Source organism: Bifidobacterium miconisargentati (assembly GCF_019331675.1).
Lineage (GTDB): Bacteria > Actinomycetota > Actinomycetes > Actinomycetales > Bifidobacteriaceae > Bifidobacterium > Bifidobacterium miconisargentati.
In genome coordinates, this window is sequence record NZ_JAHBBJ010000015.1 from 14,621 (window position 1) to 29,725 (window position 15,105).

The following is a 15,105-nucleotide window of genomic DNA, read 5'->3' on the forward strand; positions in this document are numbered from 1 at the left end:
ATTACAAAAACAGTTCATAATCAAACATGAAACGCCGTCGTTTTTGTGCGCATGCAGCACCGTGGGGCCTTCTGTATATTGTGACTCAGGTCACACAGCGTTGTGACGACAGCACGGTTGCGATCGCCCCGGGCCGGTACCCCATGCCGGGATCCGGACGGCGCATGGCAGCCCGCTGCACAAGGGAACTTTGCCATATACCCCAAGAAAGATCGAGGAGGACCCCAAGTGGCAGAAGCAAAGAACAAGGTCGAAGACGTCAAGCCGACCCCCGAAGAGAAGCAGGCCGCGGCCCAGGCCGAGGTCGACGCCCTGGTCGCCAAGGGCCTCAAGGCTCTGGATGAGTTCGAGAACCTCGACCAGAAGCAGGTCGACCGCATCGTCGCCAAGGCGTCCATCGCCGCGCTGAACAAGCACCTGGTCCTGGCCAAGATGGCCGTCGACGAGACCGGACGTGGCCTCGTGGAAGACAAGGCCACCAAGAACATCTTCGCCTGCGAGCACGTGACCAACTACCTCGCCGGCCAGAAGACCGTCGGCATCATCCGCGAGGACGACGTCATGGGCATCGACGAAGTGGCCGAGCCGGTCGGCGTGGTCGCCGGCGTCACCCCGGTCACCAACCCGACCTCCACCGCCATCTTCAAGTCGCTCATCGCCCTGAAGACCCGCTGCCCGATCATCTTCGGCTTCCACCCGGGCGCCCAGAAGTGCTCCGTCGAGGCCGCCCGCATCGTGCGTGACGCCGCCATCGAGGCCGGTGCCCCGGCCAACTGCATCCAGTGGATCGAGCACCCGTCCATCGAGGCCACCGGCGCCCTGATGAAGCACCCGGGCATCGCCACCATCCTCGCCACCGGTGGTCCGGGCATGGTCAAGGCCGCCTACTCCTCCGGCAAGCCCGCTCTCGGCGTGGGCGCCGGCAACGCCCCGGCCTACATCGACTCCGACGTGGACATCGTGCGCGCCGCCAACGACCTGGTGCTCTCCAAGCACTTCGATTACGGCATGATCTGCGCCACCGAGCAGGCCATCATCGCCCACAAGGACGTCTACGCCCCGCTCATCAAGGAGCTCAAGGCCCGCAAGGCGTACTTCGTCAACGCCGAGGAGAAGGCCAAGCTCGAGCAGTACATGTTCGGCTGCACCGCCGGAAGCGGCCAGATGCCGAAGCTGAACTCCGTGGTGCCGGGCAAGTCCCCGCAGTTCATCGCCAAGGCCGCCGGCTTCGAGATCCCGGCCGACGCCACCATCATCGCCGCCGAGTGCAAGGAAGTCTCCGACGACGAGCCGCTGACCCACGAGAAGCTCGCCCCGGTGCAGGCCGTGCTCAAGGCCGACTCCAAGGAGCAGGCCTTCGAGATGTGCGAGAAGATGCTCAAGCTCGGCGCCGGCCACACCGCCGCCATCCACACCAACAACCAGGAGCTCGTGCGTGAGTACGGCGTCCGTATGCACGCCTGCCGCATCATTTGGAACCAGCCCTCCTCCCTCGGCGGCATCGGCGACATCTACAACGCCATCGCCCCGTCCCTGACCCTGGGCTGCGGCTCCTACGGCGGCAACTCGGTGTCCGGCAACGTGCAGGCCGTGAACCTCGTCAACATCAAGCGCATCGCTCGGAGGAACAACAACATGCAGTGGTTCAAGATCCCGGCCAAGACCTACTTCGAGCCGAACGCCGTCAAGTACCTGCGCGACATGTACGGCATCGAGAAGGCCGTCATCGTGTGCGACAAGGTCATGGAGCAGCTCGGCATCGTCGACAAGATCATCGACCAGCTGCGCGCCCGCGCCAACCGCGTGACCTTCCGCATCATCGACTACGTCGAGCCGGAGCCCTCCGTCGAGACCGTCGAGAAGGGCGCCGAGATGATGCGCGAGGAGTTCGAGCCGGACACCATCATCGCCGTCGGCGGTGGTTCCCCGATGGACGCCGCGAAGATCATGTGGCTGCTCTACGAGCACCCGGAAATCGCCTTCTCCGACGTGCGCGAGAAGTTCTTCGATATCCGCAAGCGCGCCTTCAAGATCCCGCCGCTGGGCAAGAAGGCCAAGCTCGTGTGCATCCCGACCTCCTCCGGCACCGGTTCCGAGGTTACGCCGTTCGCCGTGATCACCGACCACAAGACCGGCTACAAGTACCCGATCACCGACTACGCGCTGACCCCGTCCGTGGCCATCGTGGATCCGGTGCTGGCCCGCACCCAGCCGCGCAAGCTGGCCTCCGACGCCGGCTTCGACGCCCTGACCCACTCCTTCGAGGCCTACGTGTCCGTGTACGCCAACGACTTCACGGACGGCATGGCCCTGCACGCCGCCAAGCTCATCTGGGACAACCTGGCTGAGTCCGTCAACGGCGAGCCCGGCCTGGCCAAGACCGACGCCCAGGAGAAGATGCACAACGCCGCCACCATGGCCGGCATGGCCTTCGGCTCCGCGTTCCTCGGCATGTGCCACGGCATGGCCCACACCATCGGCGCCCTGTGCCACATCGCCCACGGCCGCACCAACTCCATCCTGCTGCCGTACGTGATCCGCTACAACGGCCAGATCCCGGAGGAGCCCACCTCCTGGCCGAAGTACAACAAGTACATCGCCCCGGAGCGCTACCAGGACATCGCCCGCAACCTCGGCATCGACACCGGCAAGACCCCGGCCGAGGCCGTCGAGAACCTGGCGAAGGCCGTGGAGGACTACCGCGACAACAAGCTCGGCATGAACAAGAGCTTCCAGGATTGCGGCGTGGACGAGGACTACTTCTGGAGCGTGCTCGACCAGATCGGCATGCGCGCCTACGAGGACCAGTGCACCCCGGCCAACCCGCGCATCCCGCTGATCAACGACATGAAGGACATCGCCGTGGCCGCCTACTACGGCGTCTCCCAGGCGGAAGGCCACAAGCTGCGCGTCGAGCGTGAAGGCGAGGCCGCCACCGAGGAAGCCTCCGAGCGCGTCTGATCGCCTGATTCCGGCCGCTAGCCGGATGCGTATATCGCATATATAAAGGAAGCCCGTCCACTCCCGGACGGGCTTCCTTTTAGCTCTGTTAAACCAAGATTGACATGTTCCCATTCTCGGCTCCCCTTGTCAGGGGAGCTGTCGACGAAGCTGACTGAGGGGTAGTCCGACGGAATTGTGCGAATCTTGGTTTAACAGAGCCTTCCTTTTTTGAGGGCTTCAGAATGTCATCAATACGGCCGCGAAAACGGCCAGGCTCGATGCCATCTCGACCAATCCCACCGCAATCGGTTTGATGTTGCGTTGCCGGGCAATCAGTGGCATGGCAATCGCCCTGGCCAGCAGCCACAGGCAGACAATCGCCGGCATCACGAACAATCGTCTGAATCCCAGCAGCCCCCACAGGCCGAATGCCGCGACCAGCAGCGTGCCATGCCAAATCCACGAGGCCCAGAGATATCCTCTATTGCCGCGTTCCCGAATCATCGTCTTCACGAACAGCACCGACCCGAACTGGGTGAGCAGAAAGACGATGGCGGCAGGCAGACCGCCGTTGGCGAGCGCCGGATACTTCGCGTCTGCCGCATGGGTGCCGAACGAGCCGACGGCCATCGCCATGGTGCAGGCGGCGAGGATCGCGACCGAATTGCCCCAGAGCGTCCGTTCTCGGCGCAGCCATGCGGCGACGAACGACAATGCGGCCAGCGTGGCGTATAACGGCGCCCACCACAGGACCGCCGGGTGGAAGATCACGAATGGAAGCCCGGCCGCGGCAAGCAATACCGTATATACGGCAACCGGCGGCGCGTAGCGGCGCGCGAATCGTGACTTGAGCCAACGCGCTACGGTGAATTGCGTGCAGTAACACAACACCCATGCGGCGAACAGCCAGACGGTGACCGCGTTCGTGCCACCTGCGATCATGCCGGCCAGCGCCGGCAGGAGCGCCATCGCCCATGCGCCGGGCTGATCGGGAATCCAGTCGCGAACGGCGGTTTTCCGGCGTGACGACGGGTGTGCTGCGGATGATGATGGCCGCCGCTGCAAGGTGGAGGGCTGTTCGCTCATGGTTCCCAAGGTATCAGGCCCGGGCCGTGTGCAACAGGGAGACTAGGCAAATCTGTGCGGCAGGGCGAAGCCATGACTTGTCACATGTGCAAGAGGGGAGGCGGAGGAGGCAGACCATGGCACTAGTAATGGATTGTGTTGCCTATACGTATATATACGTATAAGGCACGCGCATGCGTCTTCAATGAGCGGTGTCCCCCTCGGCGCTGGTGATGGCCTCGGCGATGTTGTCCCGGCTGAAATCGTGGTTTCGATATTCCGGGTCGTCCACCGGCAGATGCGTGACCAGCGTGTCGAACACCTGGCTATAGATTTTGCCGTGGCCGAGCACCGCGTCGAGCACATGGCCGCCGAAGGTGTGGTCGTCGGAAAGGAAATGCTCGTGGAACCCGGCCACGGCCGCACCGTGGAACATCACGGGGGAGAAGTAGCCCAGCATGGTGCCGGTCACGTCGTGGCGCAGGAAGATGGCCTGCCGGTCGGCAACCTCAAGCAACGTGGGGTAGGGCGCCTGCTGTTTGATGACGGCACGGGTCTTCATGAAGCTGAACGTGCCGTGCACGATCACGGAGAAGAAGCTGTTGGCGCGGCCGTTGGCCTCCACGATGCGCTTGTTGAGCTCCTCGAGGCCGATATCCGTGCGCTCGCATTGGTATTGGTAGGCTGCACGGTGCGAATTGGCGAACGGCATGGTGAAGTCGTCCGGTACCCGTTCGGCCACGCCGGACTGTCCGATCTTGTAGGCGATGCCGTCCAGGATGATGAGCTCGCCGTCCAGCCCCTCGCCGGTGCCGATGCCGGTGTCGCCGTGCCTGAGCAGCTCGCCGATGGTGGTGGTGCCCTCCAGCAGGCCCGGCACCAGCAGTGCCAACGTGCCGTGCTGGTACAACACGTTCGCGCCGTGCTCGGTGATGGGACGGATGTTCTTGGCCAACGATTGCGTCACGCCAGTCACGTTAATAGCCCCGCCCGGCCCGCACAATCCCCGTCCTCCCGCTCCGGACGTGACTTTCGCCACGAACCGATTGGCGGCGACACGCCCGAGTTCCTCAGGCCGCCGTTTAGTCCCGCCCGAATGCTTAGATAAACAAGTTGCCTGATTTGGGCTCGCAAATTGGAATTAAAAAAGCGAGCGCAGGCCGGAGTGCTTCGAAGGGAGCGGATGCCGGAGACTGCGCACTGATGTGGATGACCGCCAGAGGACTCATGTCCAATGGAGGGCATTACGCGCCGGTGCCCTAGAAGCAGGTTGGTAAACAGTACAACGAACATCGCTAGAAAGGGCGGACGGCAATGGCGGGACAGAAAATCCGCATCAGGCTTAAGTCCTATGACCACGAGGTCATCGACCAATCGGCGAAGAAGATCGTCGAAACGGTGACGAACGCGGGCGCAACTGTTGTTGGCCCCGTTCCGCTGCCGACCGAGAAGAACGTCTTTGTTGTTATTCGTTCTCCTCACAAGTACAAGGATTCTCGCGAGCACTTCGAGATGCGCACTCACAAGCGTCTCATCGACATCGTGGACCCGACCCCCAAGGCCGTGGACTCTCTGATGCACATCGATCTGCCTGCGGACGTCAACATCGAGATCAAGCTGTAAGGGAGGAGGAAGCATTATGTCTAATCGCAAGGCTCTGCTGGGCAAGAAGCTCGGCATGTCCCAGGTGTGGGATGAGAACGGCTTCTTCGTGCCCGTCACGCTCGTCGACGTGTCCACCAACGTGGTGACCGCCGTCAAGACCGAGGAGACCGACGGCTACAAGGCCGTGCAGCTCGGCTACGGCGCCATCGACCCGACCAAGGTGACCAAGCCGCTGGCTGGCCACTTCGCCAAGGCCGGTGTCACCCCGCGTCGCCACCTCGTCGAGGTGCGCACCGACAACGTCGAGGAGTTCGAGGCTGGCCAGGAACTGGCCGCCGACCTCTTCGAGGAAGGTGCCGAGGTCGATGTGACCGGCACCACCAAGGGTAAGGGCTTCGCCGGCACCATCAAGCGCTGGGGCTTCAAGTCCTACCGTCGTTCCCACGGCTCTCACAAGAACGAGCGCCGTCCTGGCTCCGTGGGCGCATGCGCCACTCCGAGCCGTATTCTCAAGGGCAAGCGCATGGCTGGCCGCATGGGTCATGTGACCTCCACCGTGCAGAACCTGACCGTCGTCTCCGCTGATGTCGAGAACGGCATCATCGCCATCAAGGGTGCCGTCCCCGGCCCCAAGGGCGGCATCGTTCTCGTCCGCTCGGCTGTGAAGGGAGCCTGATAAACCATGGCAAACGTTACTCTGAACGTCACCGACGCCAAGGGCCAGGCCACCGGTACCATCGAAGCCCCCGCTGAGCTCTTCGGTATCTCCAACGAGGATATCCAGGCTCACGTGCCGCTGGTCCACCAGGTCGTCATCGCCCAGCTCGCGGCTGCCCGCCAGGGCACCCACGCCGTCAAGAACCAGTCCAAGGTCTCCGGCGGCGGCAAGAAGCCGTGGAAGCAGAAGGGCACCGGTCGCGCTCGTCAGGGCTCGACCCGCGCTCCGCAGTGGGTCCACGGTGGCGTCATCCACGGCCCGGTGCCGCGTAGCTACGCCCAGCGCACCCCCAAGAAGATGAAGGCCGCGGCCCTGCGCTACGTCCTGTCCGATCGCGCCAACGCCGGTCGCATCGCCGTTGTGGACTTCGGCATCACCGATACCCCGTCCACCAAGGCCGCTCTCGCCGCGCTGAACCCGATCACCGCCGACAAGTTCGCCACGATTGTCTTCACTCGCGACAACATCAACGAGTGGCTCTCCGTGCGCAACCTGCCGAACGTTCACCCGATTTTCGTCGATCAGCTCAACACGTACGACGTGGTCACCGCGCAGTACGTGGTCTTCACCAAGGAAGCCTTCGAGGCTTTCGTGGCTGCCAAGACCGAGCCGAAGGAGGCCTGATTTAGATGGTCGCTATCCACAAGCCCGCTCACGACGTGATCCTGAAGCCCGTCGTCTCCGAGAAGAGCTACGCCGCTTCCGACCGTGGCCAGTACACCTTCGTGGTTGCTAAGGACGCCAACAAGGTCCAGATCAAGCAGGCAATCGAAGAGATCTTCAAGGTCAAGGTGACGAACGTCAACACCCTCAACCGCGCTGGCAAGAAGCAGCGCACCCGCACCGGTTTCGGCTACCGTGCTTCCCAGAAGCGCGCGATCGTGACCGTCGCCGAGGGCCAGACGATCGACATCTTCGGCAACTGAAGGCTAGCCGAGAAAAGTTAAAGGAAGAACTACATTATGGCTATCCGCGTTTACAAGCCGACGACCGCAGGCCGCCGCAACGCTTCTGTCTCGGATTTCTCCGAGCTGACGCGCTCCACGCCTGAGAAGTCGCTGGTTCGCAAGAACTCCAAGACCGGCGGTCGTAACTCCTACGGCCGTATCACCTCCCGTCACCGCGGTGGCGGCCACAAGCGCCAGTACCGTCTCATCGACTTCAAGCGTTGGGACAAGGACGGCGTGCCCGCCAAGGTTGCCGAGATCGAGTACGATCCGAACCGTTCCGCCCGCATCGCCCTCCTGCACTTCGCTGATGGCGAGAAGCGCTACATCATCGCGCCGAAGGGCATCAAGCAGGGTGACGTCATCGAGACCGGTGCCCAGGCCGATATCAAGCCGGGCAACAACCTGCCGCTGGCCAACATCCCGACCGGTACCGTGGTCCACGCGATCGAGCTCCGCCCGCTCGGCGGCGCCAAGATCGCCCGCTCCGCCGGTGCCGCCGTCCAGCTCGTCGCCAAGGATGGCGCCTACGCCCAGCTGCGTATGCCGTCCGGCGAAATCCGCAACGTCGATGCGCGCTGCCGCGCCACCATCGGCGAGGTCGGCAACGAGGACCACGCCAACATCCAGCTCGGCAAGGCTGGCCGCGCCCGCTGGATCGGCCACCGTCCGATCACCCGTGGTGAGTCCATGAACCCGGTCGACCACCCGCACGGCGGTCGTACCCGCGGTGGTAAGCCGCCGGTCTCTCCGTGGGGCAAGGGCGAGGTTCGTACTCGTCGTCCGAAGAAGGCTTCGAACAAGATGATTGTTCGTCGCCGTCCGTCCGGCAAGAACCGCAAGTAAGGGAGTATCGAGAAGATGACTCGTAGCATCAAGAAGGGCCCCTTCGTCGACGCCCACTTGCAGAAGAAAGTCGACGAGCAGAACGAGAAGGGCACCAAGAACGTCATCAAGACGTGGTCCCGTCGTTCGATGATCACCCCTGACTTCATCGGACACACCTTCGCCGTTCACGATGGTCGCAAGCATGTCCCGGTGTTCGTCACCGAGGCCATGGTTGGTCACAAGCTGGGTGAGTTCGCCCCCACGAAGACCTTCAAGGGTCACGTGAAGGACGACAAGAAGGCCCGCCGCTAAAGGATAAGGAAAAGAACATGGAAGCTAAAGCAATCGCTCGTCACGTCCGCGTGACGCCGCGCAAGGCTCGCCGCATGGTCGACCTCATCCGCGGCAAGAAGGCGACCGAAGCCGTCACCATTTTGAAGTTCGCCCCTCAGGCCGCGGCCCTGCCGGTCCGCAAGACCCTGGAGAGCGCCATCGCCAACGCCCGCGTGAAGGCCGACAAGGCCGGCGAGCCGTTCCGCGAGAACGACCTGTACATCAAGGAGACCTTCGTTGACGAAGGCGTGACCCTCAAGCGCTTCCGCGCTCGTGCCCAGGGCCGTGCCGCTCGCATCAACAAGCGCACCTCCCACATCACGGTCGTCGTGGCTAACAAGGAAGGAGCCCGCTAAAGATGGGTCAGAAGATCAATCCGTTTGGCTACCGTCTGGGCATCACCGAGAACCACCGCTCCAAGTGGTTCTCCGACTCCAACAAGGCCGGCGAACGCTACCGCGACTTCGTGCTTGAGGACGATCAGATCCGCAAGGAGATGAACAAGGACCTCGAGCGCGCCGGCGTGAGCAAGATCGTGATCGAGCGCACCCGTGACCGCGTCCGCGTCGACATTCACACCGCCCGTCCGGGCATCGTGATCGGTCGCCGTGGCGCCGAGGCCGAGAAGGTCCGCGCCAAGCTGGAGAAGATGACCGGCAAGCAGGTTCAGCTCAACATCTTCGAGGTCAAGAACGCCGCGCTGGACGCCCAGCTCGTCGCTCAGGGCATCGCCGAGCAGCTGACCAACCGCGTCACCTTCCGTCGTGCCATGCGCAAGGCCCAGCAGGACGCAATGCGCGCCGGTGCCAAGGGTATCCGCATCAAGCTCTCCGGCCGCCTCGGCGGTGCGGAAATGAGCCGTTCCGAGTTCTACCGTGAGGGCCGCGTTCCGCTGCAGACCCTCCGCGCCCTCATCGATTACGGTTTCTTTGAGGCCAAGACCACGTACGGCCGCATCGGCGTCAAGGTCTGGATCTACAAGGGCGACATGACCGAATCCGAGTTCGAAGAGCAGCAGGCTCAGCAGAACAACAACCGCCCGGGCCGTCGCGGCGATCGCCGTCCGCGCCGTGGCAACCGTTCTGCCGCCCCGCAGGCTGCCGAGGCCGCGAAGGCCGAGGCTCCCGCTGCCGAAGCTGCAGAGACGAAGGAGTGAGCAAGAATGCTTATCCCCAAGAGGACTAAGTACCGCAAGCAGCACCGCCCCGTGCGTTCTGGCATGTCCAAGGGCGGCAACGAGATCAACTTCGGTGATTTCGCCATCCAGTCCCTCGCCCCGGCCTACGTGACCAACCGTCAGATCGAAGCCGCCCGTATCGCCATGACCCGCTACATCAAGCGTGGTGGCCGCGTGTGGATCACGGTCTTCCCGGATCGTCCGCTGACCAAGCACGCCCTCGGCGCCCGAATGGGTTCCGGTAAGGGTGCCCCGGAGTTCTGGGTCGCCAACATCCGTCCCGGTCGTGTGATGTTCGAGATCGGTGGCGTGTCCGAGGATGTCGCTCGCGAGGCCCTGCGCCGCGCCATCGACAAGCTCCCGATGAAGTGCCGCATTATCGCACGTGAAGGTGGTGATATCTGATGGCAGTCGGTACCGCTGAGTACTCCATCAAGAATCTCAACGAGAAGACCAACGAGGAGATCGAGGGCTTCCTGAAGAAGTCCAAGGAAGAGCTGTTCAACCTGCGCTTCCAGTCCGCCACCGGTCAGCTCGATAACACTGCCCGTCTCAAGGCCGTCAAGCACGATATCGCCCGCATGTACACCGTGCTGCGCGAGCGCGAGCTTGGCATCAGCCAGGAGCCGGCCGCTACCGAATCCAAGGAGAAGTGATTATGGCTGAAGAGCGTAACTTCCGTAAGGTTCGCCGCGGCTACGTCGTGTCCGAAGCCATGGACAAGACGATCACCGTCGAGCTCGAGAAGCGCGCGACCCACCCGCTGTACGGCAAGGTTGTGCGTACCACCAAGAAGGTCAAGGCCCATGATGAACACAACGAAGCCCACGTTGGCGACCTCGTGAGTATCATGGAGACTCGTCCTCTGAGCAAGACCAAGCGCTGGCGTCTCGAGTCCATCATCGAGCGCGCCAAGTAAAAACAAGTTCGGCAAGGCTCGCCGTCCACCGGGCGCGGTTAGATAGATGTTCTGTGCGTTTATCCGACCGCGCCCGGTGTGCGGGGAGAACCAGCTCGGCTAAGGAGAATCAATGATTCAGCAGGAAACGCGGCTTCATGTCGCCGACAACACGGGTGCGAAGGAACTCCTCGCCATCCGCGTGCTCGGCGGATCGAAGCGACGCTATGCCGGCATCGGCGACGTGATCGTCGCCTCCGTCAAGGATGCGATCCCTGGCGGGTCGGTCAAGAAGGGCGATGTGGTCAAGGCCGTCGTCGTCCGTACTGTCAAGGAATCCCGTCGTGCGGACGGTTCCTACATCAAGTTCGACGAGAACGCCGCCGTCATTCTCGGCTCCGGCCGTGAACCGAAGGGCACTCGTATCTTCGGACCGGTTGGTCGTGAACTGCGTGAGCACAAGTTCATGAAGATCGTGTCCCTCGCCCCGGAGGTGATCTGACATGGTAGCCAAGATCAAGAGCGGCGACCTGGTGAAGGTCATCCGCGGCAAGGACCGCGGCAAGGAAGGCACCGTCAAGCAGGTGCTGCCGAACGACCGACTGATCGTCGAAGGCGTGCAGATCGTCAAGAAGCACGTGCGCGCCACGCAGCAGGGCCAGCAGGCTGGCATCGTCTCCGTCGAGGCTCCGATCCATCGCTCCAACGTGATGGTCATCGACCCGGAGACCAAGCAGCCGACCCGCGTGGGCGTCACCATCAAGGAAGAGGCGCGTGACGGCAAGGTGAAGACCGTGCGCGTGCGCGTCGCCAAGAAGTCCGGAAAGGAGCTGGCATGACCGATACTACCGTCGTCGAAGCGCCGGCCACCCCGCGCTTGAAGGTCAAGTACAACGAGCAGATCATCCCTGAGCTGGAGAAGGAGTTCAAGTACTCCAACCCGATGCAGGTCGCTCGTGTGCAGAAGGTCGTCGTCTCCATGGGTGTTGGTGCCGCCGCTCGCGACTCCAAGCTCATCGAAGGCGCCGTCAAGGATCTCACCGTGATCACCGGTCAGAAGCCGAAGATCACCAAGGCCAAGAAGTCCGTCGCTCAGTTCCACCTGCGTGAGGGCCAGGCCATCGGTGCGTACGTCACCCTGCGTGGCGACCGCATGTGGGAGTTCCTGGATCGTCTGCTGACCCTGGCGCTGCCCCGTATCCGCGACTTCCGCGGCATCAACGGCCACCAGTTCGATGGCCAGGGCAACTACAACTTTGGTCTCACCGAGCAGTCCATGTTCCACGAGATCGATCCCGATTCGATCGATCACGTGCGCGGTATGGACATCACTGTGGTGACCTCCACCAAGGACGACAAGGAAGCCTACGCGCTGCTCAAGCACCTCGGCTTCCCCTTCAAGGAGAACTGATATGGCAAAAACCGCTCTGAAGAACAAGGCGGCCGGCAAGCCGAAGTTCAAGGTTCGCGCCTACACGCGCTGCCAGGTTTGTGGTCGTCCCCACTCCGTCTACCGCAAGTTCGGCCTGTGCCGCATCTGCCTTCGTGAGAAGGCTCACCGCGGCGAGCTGCCCGGCGTTACGAAGTCCAGTTGGTAAACATCGACGCTGAAGGTCCGCGGCCCGATCGCTTCCACAAGTGAAGCGTGAGGGCGGCGGAAACCATAGCGAGAAAGGGCAACAAGCCCAAATGACAATGACAGATCCGATCGCAGACATGCTGACTCGTCTGCGTAACGCGAGCGCGGCTAAGCACGAAACCGTGGATATGCCGTACTCCAAGTTCAAGGCGAACATCGCCGAGATCCTGAAGCGTGAAGGCTACATCAAGGACTTCACCGCCAAGGAAGCCAAGGTCGGCCAGACTCTTGAGGTCACCCTCAAGTACGGTCCGAACGGTGAGCGTTCCATTCAGGGCATCAAGCGCATCTCCAAGCCGGGCCTGCGTCGCTACGCCAAGTCCGACTCCCTGCCGATGCCGCTCGGTGGTCTGGGTATCGCCATCATCTCGACCTCCTCGGGACTGCTGACTCAGAAGGAATGCCTCGACCGAGGCATTGGCGGCGAGATTGTCGCCTTCGTGTGGTGAGAAAGGAGAGCTGAAACATGGCATCGCATATTGGTAAGCTCCCCATCGCCATCCCTGCTGGCGTGGAAGTCACGATCGAGGGTCAGTCCTTCTCCGCCAAGGGCGCCAAGGGCTCTGACTCCTACACCCTGCCGGAAGGCATCACCGCCGCCGTCGAGGGCAACGAGATCATCGTTACCCCGGCCGACGACCTGCGTCCGACCCGTGCCAAGCACGGTCTGGCCCGCTCCATCATGGCCGGTATGGTCAAGGGCGTGCACGATGGCTACTCCAAGACCCTCCAGATCGTCGGCACCGGTTACCGCGCCGTCGCCAAGGGCCAGGGCATCGAGTTCTTCCTCGGCTACTCCCACACCATCACCGTCAACCCGCCTGCCGGCATCACTTTCGAGGTTCCGAACCCGAACACCGTGATCGTCAAGGGCACCGACAAGCAGACCGTGGGTCAGGTCGCCGCCAACATCCGCAAGCTGCGTGCTCCGGAACCCTACAAGGGCAAGGGCATCAAGTACGCTGACGAGCACATCCTGCGCAAGGCTGGAAAGGCTGGTAAGTGATATGAGCGTCAAGATTCTCGGAAAAGGCAAGAAGGTCGCCCTCAAGCGCCGTCACGCACGTATCCGCAAGCGTATCTCCGGTACCCCCGAGCGTCCGCGCCTGGTGGTCACCCGCTCCAACCGCCACATGGTTGCCCAGGTGGTCGACGACACCAAGGGCATGACCCTCGTGTCCGCCTCCACCCTGCAGGCCGACTTCGCCGGCTTTGAGGGCACCAAGGTCGAGGCTGCCAAGAAGGTCGGCGAGCTGATCGCCGAGAAGGCCAAGGCCGCCGGCATCACCGAGGTCGTCTTCGACCGCGGTGGCAACAAGTACACCGGTCGCGTCGCAGCCGTTGCTGAAGGCGCCCGCGAGGGAGGTCTTGCACTGTGAGCGACAACGAAACGAAGGAAACCCAAGTGGCTGAAGAGACTCAGAACACTGTGGCGACCGAATCCAACAACGAGGACCGCAAGGGTCGTCGTGGCCAGCGCGGCGAAGGCCGTCGCGGCGAGCGTCGCAACCGTCGTGAGGAGAACCACGGCGACGAGCTGCTCGATCGCGTGGTGACCATCAACCGCGTGTCCAAGACCCACAAGGGTGGCCGTACCTTCAGCTTCGCCGCCCTGGTTGTGGTCGGCGACGGTAACGGCACCGTTGGTGTCGGCTACGGCAAGTCCCGTGAGGTCCCGGCCGCCATCGCCAAGGGCCAGCTTGACGCCAAGAAGCACATGTTCACTGTGCCGCGCGTCAAGGGCACCATCACCCACCCGGTTCAGGGTCACGACGCCGCCGGCACCGTCCTGCTGCGTCCGGCCGCTCCCGGTACCGGTGTAATCGCCGGCGGTTCCGTGCGCGCCGTCATGGAGTGCGCGGGCATCACCGACGTCCTGTCCAAGTCGATGGGCTCCGCCACCGCTGTCAACGTGGTGCGCGCTACCGTCGACGCCCTCAAGCAGCTTGAGGAGCCCGAGGAGATCGCCGCCCGTCGTGGTCTGGCCCTCAACGAGGTCGCTCCCGACGCTCTGCTGCGTGCTCGCGCCGAAGGCATCGCCGAGGCCCGCAAGGCTCGTGAAGAGGCTGCCGCCAAGGCCGCTGCTGACGAGAAGGATGGTGAGTGATTCCCATGGCTAAAAACCTGAAGATTACCCTGCACCACGGCATCGTGAACCGTACCCCGGCTCAGCGCGCCACCGTCAAGACCCTCGGCCTGAACAAGATCGGCAAGACCGTCGTCCGTCCGGACACCCCGGCCAACCGTGGTCTGGTGAACGCCGTGCGTCACCTGGTCACCGTCGAGGAGGTTGACTGATTATGGCAGATAACGAGATCCTGCAGATGCATGACCTGAAGCCCGCCCCGGGCGCCAACCGCGATCGCATTCGCGTTGGCCGCGGTGAAGGCTCCAAGGGCAAGACCGCCGGCCGTGGCGCCAAGGGCCAGACGAAGCGTTACCACGTTCGTCCGGGCTTCGAAGGTGGCCAGCTGCCGCTGTACATGCGCCTGCCGAAGCTGCGTGGCTTCAAGAACCCGTTCAAGGTCGAGTTCCAGGTGGTCAACATCGCCAAGCTCGCTGAGGTCTTCCCTCAGGGCGGCGAGATCACCGCGGCCGACCTGGTCGCCAAGGGTGTTGTGCGCAACAACGCCCCGGTGAAGGTCCTGGGCGAAGGCGAGACCACCGTGGCGTTCACGCTCAAGGGCGTGAAGGCTTCGGCTTCCGCCAAGGCCAAGATCGAAGCCGCTGGCGGCTCCGTCTCCGAGGACTGAGCGTCCTTAGGGGCACAATAGCCTGATAGTGGCCCCCGCCCGCCAATCGGTGGACGGGGGCCACTGCGCATAAAAGGCGGTCATTCTGAGCGCAGTGGAGCACCGGCGATTCGCCCGCATCCGCAGCTGCCTCACCTCGTTCAGCATGACAGAGATACCATCCAGCAAACATCCACGAGACATATGGTGGCCTAAGTAG

Annotated in this window: 24 protein-coding genes; 22 read left to right on the forward strand and 2 right to left on the reverse strand. The window is 63.0% G+C overall.

Annotated elements, in window-relative coordinates; all coding sequences use genetic code 11:
* Positions 1-228: 228 nt before the first annotated feature.
* Positions 229-2,961 (forward strand): bifunctional acetaldehyde-CoA/alcohol dehydrogenase, encoded by a 2,733-nt coding sequence (gene adhE, locus KIH81_RS09375; RefSeq protein WP_214305095.1) that lies wholly within the window; start codon positions 229-231, stop codon positions 2,959-2,961.
* Positions 2,962-3,180: 219 nt separating this feature from the next.
* Here adhE and KIH81_RS09380 read toward each other — a convergent pair whose 3' ends face one another.
* Positions 3,181-4,029 (reverse strand): YwiC-like family protein, encoded by an 849-nt coding sequence (locus KIH81_RS09380; protein WP_109057486.1) that lies wholly within the window; start codon positions 4,027-4,029, stop codon positions 3,181-3,183.
* Positions 4,030-4,210: 181 nt separating this feature from the next.
* On the reverse strand, positions 4,211-4,975 hold the full coding sequence (gene budA / locus KIH81_RS09385; protein WP_109057485.1) for an acetolactate decarboxylase: 765 nt from the start codon (positions 4,973-4,975) through the stop codon (positions 4,211-4,213).
* 347 nt (positions 4,976-5,322) lie between these two features.
* Here budA and rpsJ point away from each other — a divergent pair, with 347 nt between their 5' ends.
* The 21 genes from rpsJ (at position 5,323) to rplO (ending at position 14,906) form a co-directional block, all read left to right on the forward strand.
* Positions 5,323-5,631 (forward strand): 30S ribosomal protein S10, encoded by a 309-nt coding sequence (gene rpsJ / locus KIH81_RS09390; protein ID WP_003808013.1) that lies wholly within the window; start codon positions 5,323-5,325, stop codon positions 5,629-5,631.
* A 16-nt stretch (positions 5,632-5,647) separates the two neighbouring features.
* A complete protein-coding gene (gene rplC / locus KIH81_RS09395) occupies positions 5,648-6,289 on the forward strand; it encodes a 50S ribosomal protein L3 (RefSeq protein WP_109057484.1) in 642 nt (213 codons plus the stop codon).
* A gap of 6 nt (positions 6,290-6,295) precedes the next feature.
* Entirely contained in the window at positions 6,296-6,955 is a 660-nt protein-coding gene (rplD, locus tag KIH81_RS09400; protein ID WP_109057483.1) for a 50S ribosomal protein L4, read from the forward strand.
* Between the two features lie 5 nt (positions 6,956-6,960).
* Positions 6,961-7,257 carry a 50S ribosomal protein L23 gene (gene rplW, locus KIH81_RS09405; protein WP_109057482.1) on the forward strand — a complete coding sequence of 99 codons (297 nt, stop codon included), beginning with the start codon at positions 6,961-6,963 and terminating at the stop codon, positions 7,255-7,257.
* Between the two features lie 36 nt (positions 7,258-7,293).
* Complete coding sequence (gene rplB, locus KIH81_RS09410) at positions 7,294-8,124, forward strand: 50S ribosomal protein L2 (protein ID WP_109057481.1); 831 nt, start codon at positions 7,294-7,296, stop codon at positions 8,122-8,124.
* A 15-nt stretch (positions 8,125-8,139) separates the two neighbouring features.
* Entirely contained in the window at positions 8,140-8,418 is a 279-nt protein-coding gene (gene rpsS / locus KIH81_RS09415; RefSeq protein WP_003814508.1) for a 30S ribosomal protein S19, read from the forward strand.
* A gap of 17 nt (positions 8,419-8,435) precedes the next feature.
* Positions 8,436-8,795, forward strand: a complete 360-nt coding sequence (gene rplV, locus KIH81_RS09420) for a 50S ribosomal protein L22 (protein ID WP_109057480.1) — start codon at positions 8,436-8,438, stop codon at positions 8,793-8,795.
* A 2-nt stretch (positions 8,796-8,797) separates the two neighbouring features.
* Positions 8,798-9,595, forward strand: a complete 798-nt coding sequence (rpsC, locus tag KIH81_RS09425; protein WP_109057479.1) for a 30S ribosomal protein S3 — start codon at positions 8,798-8,800, stop codon at positions 9,593-9,595.
* Positions 9,596-9,601: 6 nt separating this feature from the next.
* Positions 9,602-10,021, forward strand: a complete 420-nt coding sequence (gene rplP, locus KIH81_RS09430) for a 50S ribosomal protein L16 (protein WP_109057478.1) — start codon at positions 9,602-9,604, stop codon at positions 10,019-10,021.
* Positions 10,021-10,272, forward strand: coding sequence for a 50S ribosomal protein L29 (gene rpmC, locus KIH81_RS09435; protein ID WP_109057477.1), 252 nt, complete (start codon positions 10,021-10,023; stop codon positions 10,270-10,272). Before rplP ends, rpmC begins: the two co-directional genes overlap by 1 nt.
* A gap of 2 nt (positions 10,273-10,274) precedes the next feature.
* Complete coding sequence (gene rpsQ, locus KIH81_RS09440; RefSeq protein ID WP_094666732.1) at positions 10,275-10,535, forward strand: 30S ribosomal protein S17; 261 nt, start codon at positions 10,275-10,277, stop codon at positions 10,533-10,535.
* A gap of 112 nt (positions 10,536-10,647) precedes the next feature.
* A complete protein-coding gene (gene rplN / locus KIH81_RS09445) occupies positions 10,648-11,016 on the forward strand; it encodes a 50S ribosomal protein L14 (protein ID WP_003829893.1) in 369 nt (122 codons plus the stop codon).
* A gap of 1 nt (position 11,017) precedes the next feature.
* Positions 11,018-11,353, forward strand: coding sequence for a 50S ribosomal protein L24 (rplX, locus tag KIH81_RS09450; protein WP_094666734.1), 336 nt, complete (start codon positions 11,018-11,020; stop codon positions 11,351-11,353).
* Positions 11,350-11,925: a 50S ribosomal protein L5 gene (gene rplE, locus KIH81_RS09455; protein ID WP_109057476.1), complete on the forward strand. Its 576-nt coding sequence runs from the start codon at positions 11,350-11,352 to the stop codon at positions 11,923-11,925. The genes rplX and rplE overlap by 4 nt, the downstream gene beginning before the upstream one ends.
* 1 nt (position 11,926) lies before the next feature.
* Positions 11,927-12,112, forward strand: coding sequence for a type Z 30S ribosomal protein S14 (locus tag KIH81_RS09460; protein ID WP_003814530.1), 186 nt, complete (start codon positions 11,927-11,929; stop codon positions 12,110-12,112).
* A 91-nt stretch (positions 12,113-12,203) separates the two neighbouring features.
* Positions 12,204-12,602: a 30S ribosomal protein S8 gene (gene rpsH / locus KIH81_RS09465; protein ID WP_003829896.1), complete on the forward strand. Its 399-nt coding sequence runs from the start codon at positions 12,204-12,206 to the stop codon at positions 12,600-12,602.
* A gap of 17 nt (positions 12,603-12,619) precedes the next feature.
* On the forward strand, positions 12,620-13,159 hold the full coding sequence (gene rplF, locus KIH81_RS09470; RefSeq protein WP_214305096.1) for a 50S ribosomal protein L6: 540 nt from the start codon (positions 12,620-12,622) through the stop codon (positions 13,157-13,159).
* Position 13,160: 1 nt separating this feature from the next.
* Positions 13,161-13,532 carry a 50S ribosomal protein L18 gene (gene rplR / locus KIH81_RS09475; RefSeq protein ID WP_109057474.1) on the forward strand — a complete coding sequence of 124 codons (372 nt, stop codon included), beginning with the start codon at positions 13,161-13,163 and terminating at the stop codon, positions 13,530-13,532.
* Complete coding sequence (gene rpsE, locus KIH81_RS09480) at positions 13,529-14,260, forward strand: 30S ribosomal protein S5 (RefSeq protein ID WP_214305097.1); 732 nt, start codon at positions 13,529-13,531, stop codon at positions 14,258-14,260. Before rplR ends, rpsE begins: the two co-directional genes overlap by 4 nt.
* Positions 14,261-14,265: 5 nt before the next feature.
* Positions 14,266-14,451, forward strand: a complete 186-nt coding sequence (gene rpmD / locus KIH81_RS09485; protein WP_094666801.1) for a 50S ribosomal protein L30 — start codon at positions 14,266-14,268, stop codon at positions 14,449-14,451.
* Positions 14,452-14,453: 2 nt separating this feature from the next.
* A complete protein-coding gene (gene rplO, locus KIH81_RS09490; RefSeq protein ID WP_109057472.1) occupies positions 14,454-14,906 on the forward strand; it encodes a 50S ribosomal protein L15 in 453 nt (150 codons plus the stop codon).
* The last annotated feature ends 199 nt before the right edge of the window (positions 14,907-15,105 follow it).